Annotated in this window: 14 protein-coding genes; 4 read left to right on the top strand and 10 right to left on the bottom strand. The window is 71.5% G+C overall.

Annotation, left to right across the window (positions count from 1 at the left end; translation table 11 throughout):
• Positions 1-7: 7 nt before the first annotated feature.
• On the bottom strand, positions 8-880 hold the full coding sequence (locus ACFWGJ_RS14910; protein WP_387323893.1) for a LysR substrate-binding domain-containing protein: 873 nt from the start codon (positions 878-880) through the stop codon (positions 8-10).
• Between the two features lie 169 nt (positions 881-1,049).
• On the opposite strand from ACFWGJ_RS14910, the gene ACFWGJ_RS14905 reads away from it, so the two are divergent.
• On the top strand, positions 1,050-2,099 hold the full coding sequence (locus ACFWGJ_RS14905) for a bile acid:sodium symporter family protein (protein WP_387323891.1): 1,050 nt from the start codon (positions 1,050-1,052) through the stop codon (positions 2,097-2,099).
• Here ACFWGJ_RS14905 and ACFWGJ_RS14900 read toward each other — a convergent pair.
• From ACFWGJ_RS14900 to ACFWGJ_RS14860, 9 genes are all read right to left on the bottom strand, one after another.
• The gene (locus ACFWGJ_RS14900; protein ID WP_387323889.1) at positions 2,038-3,276 is read right to left on the bottom strand and encodes a DUF4185 domain-containing protein; all 1,239 of its coding nucleotides are present in this window, start codon (positions 3,274-3,276) and stop codon (positions 2,038-2,040) included. The genes ACFWGJ_RS14905 and ACFWGJ_RS14900 overlap by 62 nt on opposite strands.
• An 11-nt stretch (positions 3,277-3,287) precedes the next feature.
• Positions 3,288-5,237, bottom strand: a complete 1,950-nt coding sequence (locus ACFWGJ_RS14895) for an exo-alpha-sialidase (RefSeq protein WP_387323886.1) — start codon at positions 5,235-5,237, stop codon at positions 3,288-3,290.
• Between the two features lie 280 nt (positions 5,238-5,517).
• Positions 5,518-6,324, bottom strand: a complete 807-nt coding sequence (locus ACFWGJ_RS14890) for a collagen-like protein (RefSeq protein ID WP_387323883.1) — start codon at positions 6,322-6,324, stop codon at positions 5,518-5,520.
• Positions 6,321-6,593: a hypothetical protein gene (locus ACFWGJ_RS14885; RefSeq protein ID WP_387323882.1), complete on the bottom strand. Its 273-nt coding sequence runs from the start codon at positions 6,591-6,593 to the stop codon at positions 6,321-6,323. The genes ACFWGJ_RS14890 and ACFWGJ_RS14885 overlap by 4 nt, the downstream gene beginning before the upstream one ends.
• A gap of 236 nt (positions 6,594-6,829) precedes the next feature.
• Entirely contained in the window at positions 6,830-7,693 is an 864-nt protein-coding gene (gene fdhD, locus ACFWGJ_RS14880) for a formate dehydrogenase accessory sulfurtransferase FdhD (protein WP_387323880.1), read from the bottom strand.
• Between the two features lie 7 nt (positions 7,694-7,700).
• The gene (locus ACFWGJ_RS14875) at positions 7,701-8,561 is read right to left on the bottom strand and encodes a 2Fe-2S iron-sulfur cluster-binding protein (protein ID WP_387323878.1); all 861 of its coding nucleotides are present in this window, start codon (positions 8,559-8,561) and stop codon (positions 7,701-7,703) included.
• Positions 8,558-10,381, bottom strand: coding sequence for an NAD(P)H-dependent oxidoreductase subunit E (locus tag ACFWGJ_RS14870; RefSeq protein ID WP_387323876.1), 1,824 nt, complete (start codon positions 10,379-10,381; stop codon positions 8,558-8,560). Before ACFWGJ_RS14870 ends, ACFWGJ_RS14875 begins: the two co-directional genes overlap by 4 nt.
• A 25-nt stretch (positions 10,382-10,406) precedes the next feature.
• Positions 10,407-12,332, bottom strand: coding sequence for a molybdopterin oxidoreductase family protein (locus tag ACFWGJ_RS14865; protein WP_387323874.1), 1,926 nt, complete (start codon positions 12,330-12,332; stop codon positions 10,407-10,409).
• Between the two features lie 31 nt (positions 12,333-12,363).
• Positions 12,364-13,335, bottom strand: a complete 972-nt coding sequence (locus tag ACFWGJ_RS14860) for a 2-dehydropantoate 2-reductase (protein WP_387323872.1) — start codon at positions 13,333-13,335, stop codon at positions 12,364-12,366.
• Positions 13,336-13,676: 341 nt separating this feature from the next.
• Here ACFWGJ_RS14860 and ACFWGJ_RS14855 point away from each other — a divergent pair, with 341 nt between their 5' ends.
• The 3 genes from ACFWGJ_RS14855 (at position 13,677) to ACFWGJ_RS14845 (ending at position 16,293) form a co-directional block, all read left to right on the top strand.
• Positions 13,677-14,999 (top strand): OFA family MFS transporter, encoded by a 1,323-nt coding sequence (locus ACFWGJ_RS14855; RefSeq protein ID WP_387323870.1) that lies wholly within the window; start codon positions 13,677-13,679, stop codon positions 14,997-14,999.
• Entirely contained in the window at positions 14,986-15,147 is a 162-nt protein-coding gene (locus ACFWGJ_RS14850) for a hypothetical protein (protein WP_384804777.1), read from the top strand. The genes ACFWGJ_RS14855 and ACFWGJ_RS14850 overlap by 14 nt, the downstream gene beginning before the upstream one ends.
• 207 nt (positions 15,148-15,354) lie before the next feature.
• Positions 15,355-16,293: a beta-ketoacyl-ACP synthase III gene (locus ACFWGJ_RS14845; protein WP_387323867.1), complete on the top strand. Its 939-nt coding sequence runs from the start codon at positions 15,355-15,357 to the stop codon at positions 16,291-16,293.
• Positions 16,294-16,440: the final 147 nt, after the last annotated feature.

The raw sequence follows: 16,440 nt of genomic DNA, 5'->3' as shown, positions 1-16,440 counted from the left end.
CGCGCCCCTACGGGCGTGGGGCTCGGTGCAGGCGGTCCGCCGAGGTCAGGATCGAGGACGCCAAGGCGTCCGCCGCACCCCGCGCCGCCGTGTGGCGTCGGCCGTGGAGCAGGACGAAGTCCACCTCGCCGAGTTCCGGCAGCCCCGCCCGGTCCGGGACGCGGACGAGCCCCGGCGGGATCAGGCCGCGCGTGTGGGCCATCACACCGAGGCCCGCGCGCGCCGCCGCGATGAGCCCGTTCAGGCTGCCGCTCGTGCACGCGACGCGCCAGGACCGCCCCTGCCGCTCCAGCGCCTCCAGGGCCAGCGCCCGGCTGATGCCCGGCGGCGGGTACACGATCAGCGGGACCGGACGGTCGGGATCCAGCCGCAGCCGCTCCCCGCCGATCCAGACCATGCGGTCGTGCCAGACCAGCTCGCCGCGCGGGTCCTCGGGGCGCCGCTTGGCGAGCACGAGGTCGAGCCGCCCGTCGGAGAGCTGCTCGTGCAGGGTGCCCGAGAGCTCCACCGTCAGCTCCAGGTCGACCTCGGGATGGTCGTGGCGGAAGGCCTCCAGGATCTCGGTCAGCCGGGTCAGGACGAAGTCCTCCGAGGCGCCGAACCGCAGCCGCCCGCGCAGCCGCGTGCCCCCGAAGAACGCCGCGGCCTGCTCGTGCGCCTCCAGGATCCGGCGCGCGAACCCGAGCATCGCCTCCCCGTCCTCCGTCAGCTCCACGGAGTGGGTGTCCCGGGTGAACAGCTGCCGCCCGGCGGTGCTCTCCAGGCGGCGCACATGCTGGCTGACCGTGGACTGGCGCAGCCCGAGCCGCCGGGCCGCCTGCGTGAAACTCAGCGTTTGGGCCACGGCGAGGAAGGTACGCAGCTGCGAGGGGTCGTACACGGGCCCGAGGCTACCGCGTCATCGCGGTTCGTGATGACAGTCAGAGCGGTGTACCGGATTCCCGATCAAGGGCCGGAGGAGGACGATGGAGAGGGCTCGCCCCGTCCGGAAACCGACGACCGGGGCCGGCGAGCCCAGTGACACCGGACCCCAGCACCAACGGAGCACCGTGAAACGCCTGAAGTGGCCGTCCTGGCTGCCGATAGACCCGTACATCCTGCTGCTGCTCGGGACGGTCGGGCTCGCCGCCCTGCTGCCCGCCCGCGGGACCGGCGCCGAGGTCGCCTCCGGCGCCTCCACCGCGGCGATCGCCTTCCTCTTCTTCCTCTACGGGGCGCGACTTTCCACCCGCGAGGCGATGGACGGCGTACGGCACTGGAGGTTGCACCTCACCGTTCTGGCCTGCACGTTCGTCCTGTTTCCGCTGCTCGGGCTGGCCGCCCGCGGCCTTGAGCCGGTGCTGCTGAGCCACGACCTCTACACGGGGCTGCTCTTCCTCACCCTCGTGCCGTCCACGGTCCAGTCGTCCATCGCCTTCACCTCCATGGCACGCGGCAACGTGCCCGCCGCGATCTGCGCGGGCTCCTTCTCCTCCCTCGTGGGCATCGTGCTCACCCCGCTGCTCGCGGCGGCGCTCCTCGGCAGCACGGGAGGCGGGTTCTCCGCGGACTCGCTCCTGAAGATCGTGCTGCAGCTGCTCGTGCCGTTCCTGGCGGGGCAGCTCCTGCGCCGCTGGATCGGCGGCTTCGTCGCCCGCCACAAGAAGATCCTCGGCTATGTGGACCGCGGCTCGATCCTGCTGGTCGTCTACACCGCCTTCAGCGAGGGCATGGTGCAGGGCATCTGGCACCAGGTCAGCCCGCTGCGCCTGGGCGGTCTGCTCGCCGTCGAGGCCGTCCTGCTCGCGGTCATGCTGGCGGTGACCTGGTACGGGTCCAAGGCCCTCCGGTTCGGCCGCGAGGACCGTATCGCCATTCAGTTCGCCGGCTCGAAGAAGTCCTTGGCGTCCGGGCTGCCCATGGCGAGCGTGCTGTTCGGCGCCCACGCCTCGCTGGCCGTGCTGCCGCTGATGCTCTTCCACCAGATGCAGCTCATGGTGTGCGCGGTCATCGCCAAGCGCCGCTCCCGGGACCCGGAGCCGCAGTCGGGGAAGCCGTTCAGCCAGGACCCAGCCGCAGGGTCACGAATCTCGGTCGGTACAGGGACACGTTCCGGCTGAGGTTGGCCTGCGCCGTCGCCCCGCCGTTCGCGTCCAGCCAGTTGACGTCGTAGCTCAGCACGAGCCCGTCCCCGCCGATCGCGGGATGGACCTGCGGGTTGTACGCCGCCACGCCCGTCCCCCGCTCCGGCAGCGGCGGGCTGAAGCCCTTGCCCGGCCCGTGCCAGGGCCCGGTGGGGGAGCACGCCCAGTACGAGGTGACGGTCGTCAGCCCCTCGGTGCCCGCGGCCATGGTGAACAGGACGTACGTCCCCCCGTCGCGGGCGACCGTGAACGCGCTGCCCACCCCTTTGCTCCCGCCGTCGCCCAGTACGGGTTCCATGCGGGAGGCGATGGTCCACCGCTCGCCGTCCCAGTACCGCCAGGCGTCCGGGTCCGCGAGCCGTCCCCGGGGCACGCGCGCGACGTACGCGTGCGACGCGGGCCGGGAGGCGGCCCGCGCGTCGTCCCCGCCGAACACGTACGTCCAGTCCTCGTCGTGGGTCAGCGCGGTCGTGCCGAACAGCACCCGCCGCGCCGGATCCCGGACCTGCCGCTGGTCGAGGACCTGGGTGATGCCTTCGAGCCGCAGTCCGGGCAGCGACAGCGTGGCGACCTCGGTGGCGGTCGGCACCCCGTAGATCCACGGGTACGCGCCGGTCGTACGGGTCCACAGCACGACCCGTACGACCTGCTCGGACGAGCCGGGGGAGCGGGGTTCGACGCGGGCCGCCACCGGCCAGCGCCACTGGCCGGGCGCCGGGTCGGCGAACAGGGGCGCGGGCAGGGTGCGTTGCAGGCGCCCGTCCTTCATGACGACGGCCGCGTTGCGCACCAGCGGGGCCGTCGTGTCGCGCCACGCGTAGGACTCGCCCGCCGGGTTCGGCGGCCGGTACACCTGGCCGAGGTAGGTGTCCGAGAACAGCCAGAGCACCCGTCCGTCCGGCAGCCGCACCGAGTGCGTACCGTCGCCGCCGGTCCAGTCGTCGGCCCGCGAGGCGTCGTCCCCGTACCGCGCGAACTCCTGCGTGACGTCGGTGTCCGCGTCCCACGAGGTGACCGTACGGGCGCTGCAGGCGGCCTCCCCGCCGTCGTCGTCCTCCGGGAGGGCGGTGAGCAGCACGGCCCCGAGGACCAGGGCCAGGAGCAGCCCCAGCCCGGTCCCCGTACGCTGTCGTGCTCGTGTGTCGTCGGGCACGCCCCGGGACGTTAGTGGCTCGCCGCCACGCGGTCCATGGGCAGCCACAGGACGGTTCCGCCGGTCGCCGCCGTGTCACCGGCGCGCACGTCGGCCAGTTCGTCGTCGCTCAGCGCGCGGTCGTGGACCCGGACGTCGTCGATCGCGCCGCTCAGATGGGCGCGGCTGTCCGGTTTCTGGCCGATGTGGACCCCGAACGGCGAGTTGCGGCTCACCGATCCCGGTACATCCGCCGCCGTGCCGGCCACGGTCCCGTCGATGAACAGCGTCAGCTGTCCCGCGCCCCGGCGCAGCGCCAGATGGTGCCACTGCCCGTCGTTGTACGCGCCGGTGGTGCGCACGGACGCGGAGCGGGGGGCGCTCGCGCCGTCCCGCGTGGTGATCAGGCCCTGGATACGGTTGTTCGCGGGTTCGCCGCGCAGCCACACCTGCGGCTGCGTGGTGCCGACGCCGCCCATCCACAGGAACGGCTGCTCGCCCGTGGTGGCCGTGTAGCGGAACCACAGCGACGCCGTGAAGTCCTTGTTCCCGAGGGGCAGTCGAGTCCGGTAGGGCAGGCGTACGGCGTCGTCGGTGCCGTCGAAGGCGAGCGCGCCGCCGAACACCCCGTCCGTCCCCGCCGCACCGCCGAGGACCGCCGCGCCGGGTGCGCGGGGAGCCAGGTCGGGGGTGGTCGGGTCCGGGCCCCGGCGCGGGGTCAGCCAGTCCTCGGTGAACCGGGCGAAGCGGATCTCGTCGCGGGCGTCCACGGCCCCGCCCTCGTACAGCAGGCCCGCCGTGCCGGTGCCGATGCCGACCAGGTCGGAGTAGCCGGACCAGTCCGTCGTGACGACCGTGCCGCGGTCGACGCTGTCCCAGGTGCGTCCGCCGTCGTAGGAGGAGCGGACCATCATCGTGCGGCGGCGGTCCGGGTCGCCGGGGCAGGCGAGCAGGACGCGGTCGCCCAGGCGCAGCGTGGAGCCCTGGACCTGCGGGGTGTAGAGGTCGGGCAGGGCCTTGAAGGGAGAGGTGAAGCTGGAGCCGCCGTCGGTGCTGAACGCCTGGGTGCGGTGGCCGAGATCGGTGCCGTCCTGCTCGCGCCCGCTGACCAGGACCGTGCCGTCGGCGCGCTCGGTGACGGTCATCTCGGACGGCTTCTGCCGGAACGTGCCGTCCGCCGCGATCGGCCACGAGTCCGTGGCGCCGATCCGCCAGTGGTCGCCGCCGTCGTCGCTGACGACGAGCGCCGCGTGGTTGGCGGAGACGCGGCTGCCGTCCCACGTCTCGGTGTTGACGGCGAAGACGAGCCGTCCCGCGTGCTTGCCGCGGGTCAGCTGGATGCCGTGCACGGGCCCGGTCGCGTACCAGGAGTTCCAGTGCGCGGGCAGGATCTCGTCGCTGAGGTCGCGGGGCGCGGACCAGGTGAGCCCGTCGTCGTCGCTGTGCTGCAGGTGCGGGGTGCGGTCGCAGGGGACGGCGCAGTTGCCGCCGTCCGTGCGGCCCGTGTTGTACGTCTCGGCCAGCACGATCCGGCCGGTCCCGCGGTCCACCATCGGGGCGGGGTTGCCGTGCGTGTCGCCCGCGCCCTCGTTGACGATCTGCAGCGGGCCCCAGGTGCGGCCGCCGTCGGTGGAGCGCTTGAGCACGATGTCTATGTCGCCGGCGTCGCTGCAGTCGTTCACCCGGCCCTCGGCGAAGGCCAGCAGGGTGCCCTTCGTCGTCCGCACGACGGCCGGGATCCGGAAGCAGGCGTAGCCGGGATCCTGGGAGGCCTTGAAGAGCACCTGCTGCTCGAACGCGGCGGCTTCGGCGGCGGCTTCGGTGGTCGCGCCGCGCTCGGCGGCGGTCCCGGCGTGTCCGGTGCCCGGCAGTCCGAGCAGCGCGGTGAGGGTGAGGACCACCGTCACAGCGCCCGTGACGGCGGTCCTCCACGGTCTGGCCGTACGGGGGGTTCGGGGGTGTGCGCGAAGACTTGACGGCATGGTGCGACCTGCCCTTCATGCGTCTGCTGCGTCTCTTGCGACTCGTGGGACTCGTACGTCTCTTGCGACTCGTGCGTCTCTTGAGACTCATGGGTCTCATGCACCTGGACATCTGGACATCCGAACATCTGGACATCCCACGTCCTGACTGCGCGCCACAGACGCTACTGGGCTCCCAGGCACCTCACAAGAAGCGCGCACGGCCGTGGCGCGAGAACTTCCCGCACACCGGTGCCGGTGTGCGGGCGGGCGCCACCCGTCGGCAAGTCCTCTCGCCTGTCTAGGACCTGACTGTCCGTCGGCTGTGCCGGAGGAGCAGCGGTGGCAGCAGGAGGATCCCCGACGGGTCGGCGGGAGGGTCCTGGGCCGCGGCCCTGCGGCAGATCAGCGCGTCGGGGTCGTTCGCGGGCGCCTGGAGGCTGTAGCCGGCCGGACAGGCGGGACCGGGTTCGCCCTTCTCACCCTTCTCGCCCTTCTCTCCCCTGGGCCCGGTGTCGCCTCTGGTGCCCTGATAGCCCTGGGCGCCGTCGGGGCCGGGCGGCCCCGCGGGTCCTCCGGCCCCGTCGGCGCCGTTGTTCCCGTTCGTGCCGTTCGCGCCGTCGGTCCCCGGCGGGCCCTGCTCGCCGGGCTGCCCCGAGGGGCCCGGTGAACCGGACGGCCCCGGCGGCCCGGGTTCGCCGCGCGATCCGCTCTCTCCGCGCGCCCCGCCGGGACCGGGCTTCCCGCCGGCACCGGCCGCGCCGCCCGCCCCGGTCGCGCCGCGCTCGCCCTTGGCGCCCGGTAGGCCGTGGGCCGCGGTGGGCACCCGCACCCGGTCGAGCAGGTCGTCCACCGCGTCGGAGGGGTCGGGGGCCGCGGGGGTACCGCCGCCTGCCTCGACCTGGGCGCGCAGCGCGCGTACGTCCTGCGCCAGCGTCGACACGGCGTCACCGCGCCGGTCCGACTCGGCGCGCAGTTCGTCGGCCCGGCGGTCACCGGCGTCGATCCGCGCCCACAGGATCACCGCGACACCGCTGAGCGCGATCAGCACGCAGACGAGGAACATGCTGCGCCAGCGCACGGCGAGCACCCGTTGGAACCTGCTCACGGCGCCCCTCCGAGTCGGTCGATGTCGAGACGGAGGCGAGCGATCTCCGACTGGTCGGCGACATGCATCGTCGCCAACTCGTCGATGCGCGAGTCGCGTTCGGCGATCTGCCGTTCCAGCCGGTCGCGCTCGGACTGCAGTTTCTCGGTCAGGCTCGAAAATCCGTTCAGGGCGTTCTCGCCCCGCTTCCCCATATACGCCACGACGGCCGCGCCCAGCACGCCCACGCAGGCAAGTAATGAGCCGAACAGGGTCGTGCCGGCATCCAAGTAACCGCCTCCTACCCGGACGACGGGCCGTATGGCGGCCCGTTCGAGGTCGTCAGGAAAACGAGACGGGGGTCGCCGGGGTACGCGCCTGCCGGGCGGGTACCTCCGGATGGGTGCTGATGGAGCGTCAGATCAACGCGTACCACCGCTCTTGTGGGTGTGAGGCGGGGCCCCTCCGGCGCAGGGGGCGCTCCCCGCCGGATCGGGGCCCCGCCGCCGTGCAGCGGGGAGACCGGTCAGCCCTGGGCGGCCGCGGCCTGCAGAGCGATGCGGTGCTCGCCCGCGTACACGTTCATGGAGGTGCCCCGCAGGAAACCGACGAGGGTCAGATTGGACTCGGCGGCCAGGTCGACCGCGAGCGAGGACGGCGCCGAGACCGCGGCGAGCACCGGGATGCCCGCCATCACCGCCTTCTGGGCCAGTTCGAAGGAGGCGCGCCCCGAGACCAGCAGGACCGTGCGGGAGAGCGGCAGGGAGCCGTTCTGCAGGGCGCGGCCGACCAGCTTGTCGACCGCGTTGTGCCGGCCCACGTCCTCCCGGATGTCGACCAGCTCGCCGTCCTCGGTGAACAGGGCCGCCGCGTGCAGGCCCCCGGTCCGGTCGAACACGCGCTGCGCCGCGCGCAGCCGGTCGGGGAGGCTCGCGAGCAGTTCGAGTCCGAGCCGTACCGGGGGAGCCGTGTCGCCGTGCGTGTCGTCGATCGGCCAGCGGGCCGTCGTGCGGACGGCGTCCAGACTGGCCTTGCCGCACAGCCCGCAGGACGACGTCGTGTACACGTTGCGTTCGAGCGTGATGTCGGGGATGACGACGCCGGGTGCCGTCCGGACGTCGACGATGTTGTAGGTGTTCGAGCCGTCCACGGTGGCGCCGGCGCAGTAGACGATGTTCTGCAGTTCGTCGGCCGCGCCCAGCACCCCCTCGCTGACCAGGAAGCCCGCCGCGAGCGCGAAGTCGTCGCCCGGGGTGCGCATCGTGATGGCGAGGGGTTTTCCGTTGAGGCGGATCTCCAGTGGTTCCTCGGCGACGAGCGTGTCCGGACGGGCGGAGACCACCCCGTCGCGGATGCGGATCACCTTGCGTCGTTCCGTGACTCGTCCCATGTCCTGATCAGTCCCGGTTCTGTACGTGCTGGTAGCCGAAGCGGCCCTTGATGCAGAGGTTGCCGTGGGTCACCGGGTTGTCGTGCGGTGAGGTGACCTTGACGATCTCATTGTCCTGTACGTGCAGGGTGAGATTGCAGCCCACTCCGCAGTAGGCGCACACCGTGGTCGTCTCGGTCTGCGCCGACTCGTCCCACGTACCCGCCGCACGCATGTCGAACTCCGACTTGAACGAAAGTGCCCCGGTCGGGCACACCTCGATGCAGTTGCCGCAGTACACACAGGCCGAGTCGGTGAGCGGGCCGTCGTGCTCCACGGCGATCCGGGCGTCGAAGCCGCGGCCGGTGACCGAGATGGCGAAGGTGTTCTGCCACTGGTCCCCGCAGGCGTCCACGCACTTGTAGCAGAGGATGCACTTGTCGTAGTCGCGCACGTACAGGTCGTTGTCGATCCTCGGCTGTTCGTCGACGCGGGCCGCGTCGGGGCCGAACCGGTCGGGCTTGGCCTCGTACTCCTTGAGCCAGCCCGCGACCTCGGGCGTGGTGGACAGGTCGACGGAGGACGCGAGCAGTTCCAGGACGATCTTGCGGCTGTGTCTGGCCCGCTCGGTGTCCGTGCGCACCTCCATGCCCGCCTCCGCCTTGCGGGAGCAGGCCGGGACGAGGGTGCGGGCGCCCTCGACCTCGACGACGCACACCCGGCAGGCGTTCTTGGGGGTGAGGGTGTCGCCCTGGCACAGGGTCGGCACGTCCTTGCCCGCCGACCGGCAGGCGTCGAGGATCGTCGAGCCCTCCGGCGCCCGCACGGGATCCCCGTCGATCGTGAACTCCAGCAGACGGCGGGGGATCCCCAGCGATGTCACGGTCATTCGTACGCCCCCAGGCGGTCGATGGCGGATTCCACGGCGTTCCACGCGGTCTGTCCCAGACCGCAGATCGAGGCGTCCTTCATGGCCCGGCCCACCTCCCGCAGCAGCGTGATGTCGGCCGCCGCGTCGGCGCCGGTCCGCTCGACGATGCGGTGCAGGGCCTCCTCCTGGCGCACGGTCCCGACCCGGCACGGCACGCACTGCCCGCACGACTCGTCGCGGAAGAACTCGGCGATCCGCAGCAGCAGCCGCGGCAGCGGCACGGTGTCGTCGAAGGCCAGCACGACCCCCGAGCCGAGCGTGGTGCCGGCCGCCCGCGTGCCCTCGAAGGTGAGCGGGATGTCCTGCTCGTCGGGCCGTACGAAGCCACCGGCCGCGCCGCCGAGCAGGACCGCGCGCAGCCTCTCGCGTACGCCCGCCAGCTCCAGCAGCTCGCCGAGCGTGGCGCCGAACGGCAGCTCGTAGATGCCGGGCCGTGCCACGCTGCCCGACACGCAGAACAGCTTCGGCCCGGTGGAGGTTCCGGTGCCGATCGCCGCGTACGCCGGCGCGCCCAGGGTGAGGATCGGCAGGACGTTGACCAGCGTCTCGACGTTGTTCTCGGCGGTCGGCTTGCCGAACAGACCCTTCTCCACGGGGAAGGGCGGCTTGGACCGCGGCTCGCCCCGGTACCCCTCGATGGAGTTGAAGAGGGCGGTCTCCTCGCCGCAGATGTACGCGCCCGCGCCGCGCCGGATCTCGATGTCGAAGGCGTACCCCTGGCCGAGGACGTCGTCCCCGAGCAGCCCGCGCGCGCGGGCCTGTCCGATGGCGTGCTCCATGCGGCGCAGGGCCCGGGGGTACTCGCCGCGCAAGTAGAGGTAGCCCTTGTGCGCGCCGACCGCGTACGCCGCGATCGTCATCGCCTCCACGAGGGAGTACGGGTCGCCCTCCATGACCACGCGGTCCTTGAAGGTGCCGGGCTCGGATTCGTCGGCGTTGCACACCAGGTAGTGCGGGTGGTCGGGCTGGGACGCCGTGGCCTGCCATTTGCGGCCGGTGGGGAAGGCGGCGCCGCCGCGCCCGACCAGGCCCGCGTCGGTGACCTCGCGGATGACCCCGGCGGGGCCGATCGCGAAGGCCTGTCGCAGGGCCGTGTAACCGCCGTGTGCCCGGTAGTCGTCGAGCGACGCCGGATCGACCACGCCGACCCGGCCGAGCAGCATCAGCGAGGGGTCCCCGGCCTGCGGGACCGCCAGCGCGGCGGGCGGCTCCTCGGGCGCCGCGTCGGGCGAGCTCGCGGCCAGCACGGCCCGCTCGACGGTCGTGGGCGCAGACACGGCCGTACGCACCGGGTCCCCGGCCTTGACCGCGAGCGCGGCGGGGGCGCGCTCGCACAGGCCGAGGCAGGGGCTGCGCTCGACGCTGACGCCGCTGCCGAGGCCGAGCCGGGCCTCGACGCCCGCGCACAGTTCCGATGCCCCGGCCGCCGCGCACGCCAGGTCCGTGCACACGTGCAGGACCGTCGCCGGGCGCGGCTTCACCGAGAACATCGCGTAGAAGGTGGCGACCCCGTAGGCCTCCGCCGGCGGCACGGTGAGCCGCCGGCACAGGTAGTCCAGGGCGCCCTCGCTGATCCAGCCGATCCGGTCGTGGACGGCGTGCAGCCCCGGCAACAGCAGGTCACGACGTTCCCGGGCCTCTCGCCCGCCGCGTGCCCACCTGAGGTCGGCGTCGGACCGGTCGGCGCCCTCCCACGAAGACTCCGGAGGGCCGAGCAGCGTGTCGATCGCCGCCCGTTCCTCGTCCGTCGGTTTGCTGTCACCGAAGTGCAGGTCCACTTGACATCACCTCACTTGAGTCGCGTCACTTCACTTGAGTGGCGACCGGCAGTTTTTCGATCCGGATCGCCGACGCCTTGAACTCCGCCGTCCCCGCGATCGGGCAGTTGGCCTCGATCGTCAGCTGGTTGGTGTCCACCTCGTCGGGAAAGTGCATGGTCATGAACGCGAGCCCGGGCCGCAGCGCGGTGTCGACCCACACCGGGGCCACCACCGCACCGCGCCGCGAGGAGACCTGGACCTGCTCGCCGACCACCACGCCGTAGCGCTCCGCGTCCTCCGGGCACAGCTCGACGTACTCACCGCGCCGCATCGGCGAGGCGAAACCGCCGCTCTGCACCCCGGTGTTGTACGAGTCGAGCCGCCGCCCGGTGGTCAGCCGGATGGGAAACTGCTCGTCCGTCAGATCGACGGGCGGATCGTGCTGGACGAGCCCGAAGGGCGCGAGCCGGCCCCGCGCCGCCGGGTCTGACTCCCACAACCTGCCGTGCAGATAGCTCGGTTCGAGCCGGTCCGTCTCCGGGCAGGGCCACTGGATGCCCTGATGCTCCTCAAGACGCTCGTACGTCATCCCGTAGTGGTCCGGGGACACCGAGCGCAGCTCGTCCCACACCGCCTCGGAGTCCTCGTACTTCCACTCGTGTCCCATGCGGGAGGCGAGGTCGCAGAGGATGTCGATGTCCTCGCGGGCCTCGCCGGGCGGGACGACCGCCCGCCGCACCCGCTGGACCCGCCGCTCGCTGTTGGTGGTCGTGCCCTCGGTCTCGGCCCAGCCGGCCGTCGCGGGCAGGATCACGTCCGCCAGTTCGGCGGTCTTGGTCAGGAAGATGTCCTGGACGACCAGGAAGTCCAGGGCCTGCATCCGGCGTACCGCCTGCTCGCTGTCGGCCTCCGACTGCGCCGGGTTCTCCCCGATGCAGTAGACGGCCTTGAGCGAGCCCTCCTCCATGGCCTCGAACATCTCCGTCAGGTTCATCCCGTAGTGCGGCTGGATGACGGTGTCCCATGCGGATTCGAACTTCAGCCGGGTGTCCGGGTCCAGGATGTCCTGGAACCCGGGCAGCCGGTTCGGGATGGCGCCCATGTCACCGCCGCCCTGCACGTTGTTCTGTCCGCGCAGGGGCTGCAACCCGGAACCGAAGCGGCCCACGTGCCCGGTCAGGAGCGACAGATTGATGAGCGCCCGGACGTTGTCCGTGCCGTTGTGGTGCTCGGTGATGCCGAGCGTCCAGCACAGCTGGGCGCGCTCGGCACGGGCGTAGGCGTGTGCCAACTCCCGTATCGCGGCGGCCGGTACGCCCGTCACCTTCTCCGCGAGCGACAGCGTCCACGGCTCGACGAGCTGCTTGTACTCCTCGAAACCGGTGGTCGCCCGCTCGATGAACGCCTCGTTCGCGAGGCCCGCGCGGATGATCTCGCGGCCGATCGCGTGGGCCATCGGGATGTCCGTGCCCACGTTCAGCCCGAGCCAGCTCTCGGCCCACTCCGCCGTGGAGGTGCGGCGCGGGTCGACCGCGTACATCCGGGCGCCGTTCCTGATGCCCTTCAGGACGTGCTGGAAGAAGATCGGGTGCGCGAAACGGGCGTTGGAGCCCCACATGACGACCAGGTCGGTGTGTTCGACCTCGGCGTACGAGGAGGTGCCGCCGCCCGAGCCGAAGGCCGCCGACAGGCCCGCCACGCTGGGTGCGTGGCAGGTGCGGTTGCAGGAGTCGACGTTGTTGGTGCCCATGACCACGCGGGCGAACTTCTGCGCCACGTAGTTCATCTCGTTCGTCGCGCGGGCGCAGGAGAACATCCCGAACGCGCCGCGCGCCGCGCCCAGGCCCCGGGCGGCCCGGTCCAGGGCCTCGTCCCAGCTCGCCCGCCGGAAGGGCTCGGCACGGGAGTCACGGACCATGGGGTACTGAAGTCGGTTGTATATCTTGGGAGTTCGGTCTCGCTTCCTCATACGGCGGTCCTCTGGTTCTGCATGGGGCTCCTCATGCGGCGGTCCTCAGGGCGAGCAGGTCCGAGATGGCGTGGACGGTGCGCAGGGTGGGCACCGGGACGTCGGTGATCTCCGCCAGTTCGACGACGGCGGAGAGCAGCACGTCGAGTTCGAGCGGTTTGCCGCGCTCCAGGTCCTGGAGCGTGGAGGTGCGGTGGTCACCGACCCGCTCCGCGCCGGCCAGGCGCCGCTCGATGGAGACGCCCACCCGGCAGCCCAGTGCCTCGGCGACCGCGAGCGTCTCGGTCATCATGATCTCGATGACCCGGCGGGTGCCGCCGTGCAGGCACATCTGCCGCATGGTGGCCCGGGCCAGGGCGCTGATGGGGTTGAAGGAGATGTTGCCGAGCAGCTTGAGCCAGATGTCGTTGCGCAGGTCCGGCTCGACCGGGCACTTGAGCCCGCCGGCCACCATGGCCTCGCCGAACTCCGTACAGCGCACCGAGACCGTACGGTCGGGCTCGCCGATGGAGAACCGGGTGCCTTCGAGGTGGCGGACCACTCCTGGGCCCGCCAGTTCGGTGGCCGCGTAGACGACACAGCCGACGGCCCGGGAGGGCGCGATCACCGCACTGACCGCGCCGCCGGGGTCCACGCTCTCGACACGGTGGCCGTCGTGCGGGCCGCCGTGCCGGTGGAAGTACCACCAGGGAATGCCGTTCTGCGCGGCGATCACCGCGGTCGAGTCGTGGAGCAGGGGCTCGATGAGCGGCCCGCACGCCGCGTACGAGTTGGCCTTCAGGCCCAGGAAGACGAAGTCGACCGGGCCGACCTCGGCCGGGTCGTCGGTGGCGTGGGCCCGGGCGGTGAAGTCACCGCGCGGGCTGAGCACTCGCACTCCGTGCTGCCTCATGGCCGCGAGATGCGGTCCACGGGCGATGAGGTGCACATCGGCACCCGCGCGATGCAGCGCGGCTCCGACGTAGGCGCCGATCGCACCGGCGCCGAGAACTGCCACTTTCACTTGGGGGCTCCGTTCGGTCGAGGGTACCGAGGAGACGCTGAACAGCGTGAACCATGTCGACTGAATATTGTCTACAGTATGGGAGTTGGGGCAGCAAGGGTTCGCGCAGCACCTGGGACGCGGCGCCCTCCGCCGCCGGTGCGGGTTCGAGCCGGCTCAAGGGCTCGCGGAGGGTCGCCTTCCGAACACCCTTGGTAGAGACACGGAGTTCGGCCGGAAAGACCGTTCGTCGGCCGAAACCGACCGTTCACCGCAGCTCGCATACCGCTCACCGCATACGGTCGACCAGTTCGGGTGGAGCTCCTTCCCAACTGAACAACCGCTTCCTATCGTCCGGGATCATGAGTCCCCCTGTAGCCCCACCGGGCTGGAGCCGCTGGCTGGTCCCGCCCGCGGCCCTGTCGGTCCACCTCTCCATCGGACAGGCCTACGCCTGGTCCGTGTTCAAGCCCTCCCTGGAGTCCGCGCTCGATCTCAGCGGCACCCAGAGCGCCCTGCCCTTCCAGCTCGGCATCGTGATGCTCGGTCTGTCCGCCGCGTTCGGCGGCACGCTCGTGGAGCGCAACGGGCCGCGCTGGGCGATGACGGTCGCCCTGATCTGCTTCTCGTCGGGCTTCCTGCTCTCCGCCCTCGGCGCCGCCACCGAGCAGTACTGGCTGATCGTGTTCGGCTACGGCTTCGTCGGCGGCATCGGCCTGGGCATCGGCTACATCTCGCCCGTCTCCACGCTCATCAAGTGGTTCCCGGACCGGCCCGGCATGGCCACCGGCATCGCCATCATGGGATTCGGCGGCGGCGCGCTGATCGCCTCGCCGTGGTCCGCGCAGATGCTGGAGTCCTTCGGCTCCGACAGCTCGGGCATCGCGCTCGCCTTCCTCGTGCACGGACTGACGTACGCCGTCTTCATGTCGCTCGGTGTGTTCCTCGTGCGCGTGCCGCGTCCCGCGAAGACCGCGGCCGACGGCACCCCTGCGCCGCTGGAGGGCGTACAGGTCTCCGCGAACAGTGCCGTGCGCACCCCGCAGTTCTGGCTGCTGTGGATCGTGCTCTGCATGAACGTGACCGCGGGCATCGGCATCCTGGAGAAGGCCGCGCCGATGATCACGGACTTCTTCGCGGACACCTCGACCCCCGTCTCGGTGTCGGCGGCGGCCGGTTTCGTCGCGCTGCTCTCCGCCGCGAACATGGCGGGCCGCATCGGCTGGTCCTCCACGTCCGACCTGATCGGGCGCAAGAACATCTACCGCGTCTACCTGGGCGTCGGCGCGCTGATGTACGCGCTCATCGCCTGGGTCGGGGACTCCTCCAAGCCCGTCTTCATCATCGCCGCGCTGGTGATCCTCTCCTTCTACGGAGGCGGCTTCGCGACCGTCCCCGCCTATCTGAAGGACCTCTTCGGGACCTACCAGGTCGGCGCGATCCACGGACGGCTGCTCACCGCCTGGTCCACGGCCGGCGTCCTCGGACCGCTGATCGTCAACTGGATCGCGGACCGGCAGGAGGAGGCCGGCAAATCCGGCGCGTCCCTGTACGGACTGTCACTGGTCATCATGATCGGGCTGCTCGTGGTCGGGTTCGTCGCGAACGAGCTGGTCCGGCCCGTGGACGCCCGCCATCACGTCCCCGCCCAGCAGAAGAAGGAGGCCGCCGATGTCCACGAGTGACAGCAGTCCGCCCGGTGGCGCCGCCGCGGACGGCCCGGTGCCCGACCGCCGCCCGCTGATCGTCTTCGCCTGGGTCTGGGTGGGAGCGCCGCTGGCCTATGGTCTGTACGAGCTCGTACAGAAAGCGACGCAGTTGTTCACGGGATAAGTGTCCGTACGCGGTCATGGACGGCCCGCCGGACGTGATCATGGGATAGGTACCCGAACGTCCGCTGGAGGGGTGTTCGGGCGTCCGAGGGTCTGACGGAAGCCGACAAGGGTGGCGCGGCAATCCTGTGACTTTACGTGCCCGCGTACCCGTGAGTACCTGATCAGACTGGTGAGTCCCGTTACCCCGGCAAGCAAGGGACCGCCCATGAACGGCTCACGCATCACCGCCGTCGGCCATTACCAGCCCGCCAGGGTTCTCACCAACGAGGACCTGGCGGAGCTGGTCGACACCAGCGACGAGTGGATCACGAGCCGGGTGGGCATCCGTACCCGCCACATCGCCGGACCCGACGAACCGGTCGACGAGCTGGCCGCGCACGCCGCCGCCAAGGCCCTGGCCGCCGCCGGCCTCACCCCCGAGGACATCGACCTCGTCCTGGTGGCCACCTCCACCGCCGTCGACCGCTCCCCGAACATGGCCGCCCGCGTCGCCGCCCGCCTCGGCATCCCGTCACCGGCCGTCATGGACCTGAACGTGGTGTGCGCGGGCTTCACGCACGCGCTCGCCACCGCCGACCACGCCGTACGGGCCGGGGGCGCCACCCGGGTCCTGGTGATCGGCGCCGACAAGATGTCCGAGGTCACCGACTGGACGGACCGCACGACCTGCGTCCTCGTCGGGGACGGGGCGGGCGCCGCCGTCGTCGAGGCCGCCGAGGAAACCGCCATCGGACCCGTGCTCTGGGGCTCGGTGCCCGAGATGGGGCACGCGGTACGCATCGAGGGCACCCCCGCGCGCTTCGCCCAGGAGGGCCAGAGCGTCTACCGGTGGGCCACCACCAAGCTGCCGGCCATCGCCCGCAAGGCCTGCGAGCGCGCCGGGATCACCCCCGAGGACCTCGCCGCGGTCGTGCTGCACCAGGCGAACCTGCGGATCATCGAGCCCCTCGCCGGAAAGATCGGCGCCGTGAACGCCGTCATCGCCCGCGATGTCGTCGAATCCGGCAACACCTCCGCCGCCAGCATCCCGATGGCCCTGTCCAAGCTCGTCGAACGCGGTGAGATCTCCACCGGCGACCGCGTCCTCCTCTTCGGCTTCGGCGGCAACCTCTCGTACGCGGGTCAGGTCATCCACTGCCCGTGACCTGCGGGTCCTGCGGAGTGTGACGAGGCCAACTCCCCCTCGGCCTGGCCATTGTGCGCCGTAGACTGTAGACGAAAGACAATTGATACTGGCTTTCCGGCTGCCGTGCCGTCCGCGCACACGCCGCCACTGCCCAGGAGGGGGACC

It is taken from the genome of Streptomyces sp. NPDC060205 (assembly GCF_042728395.1).
GTDB lineage: Bacteria > Actinomycetota > Actinomycetes > Streptomycetales > Streptomycetaceae > Streptomyces.
Note: the sequence above shows the minus strand (reverse complement) of the source record. Positions and strands in the feature narration are given on the sequence as shown.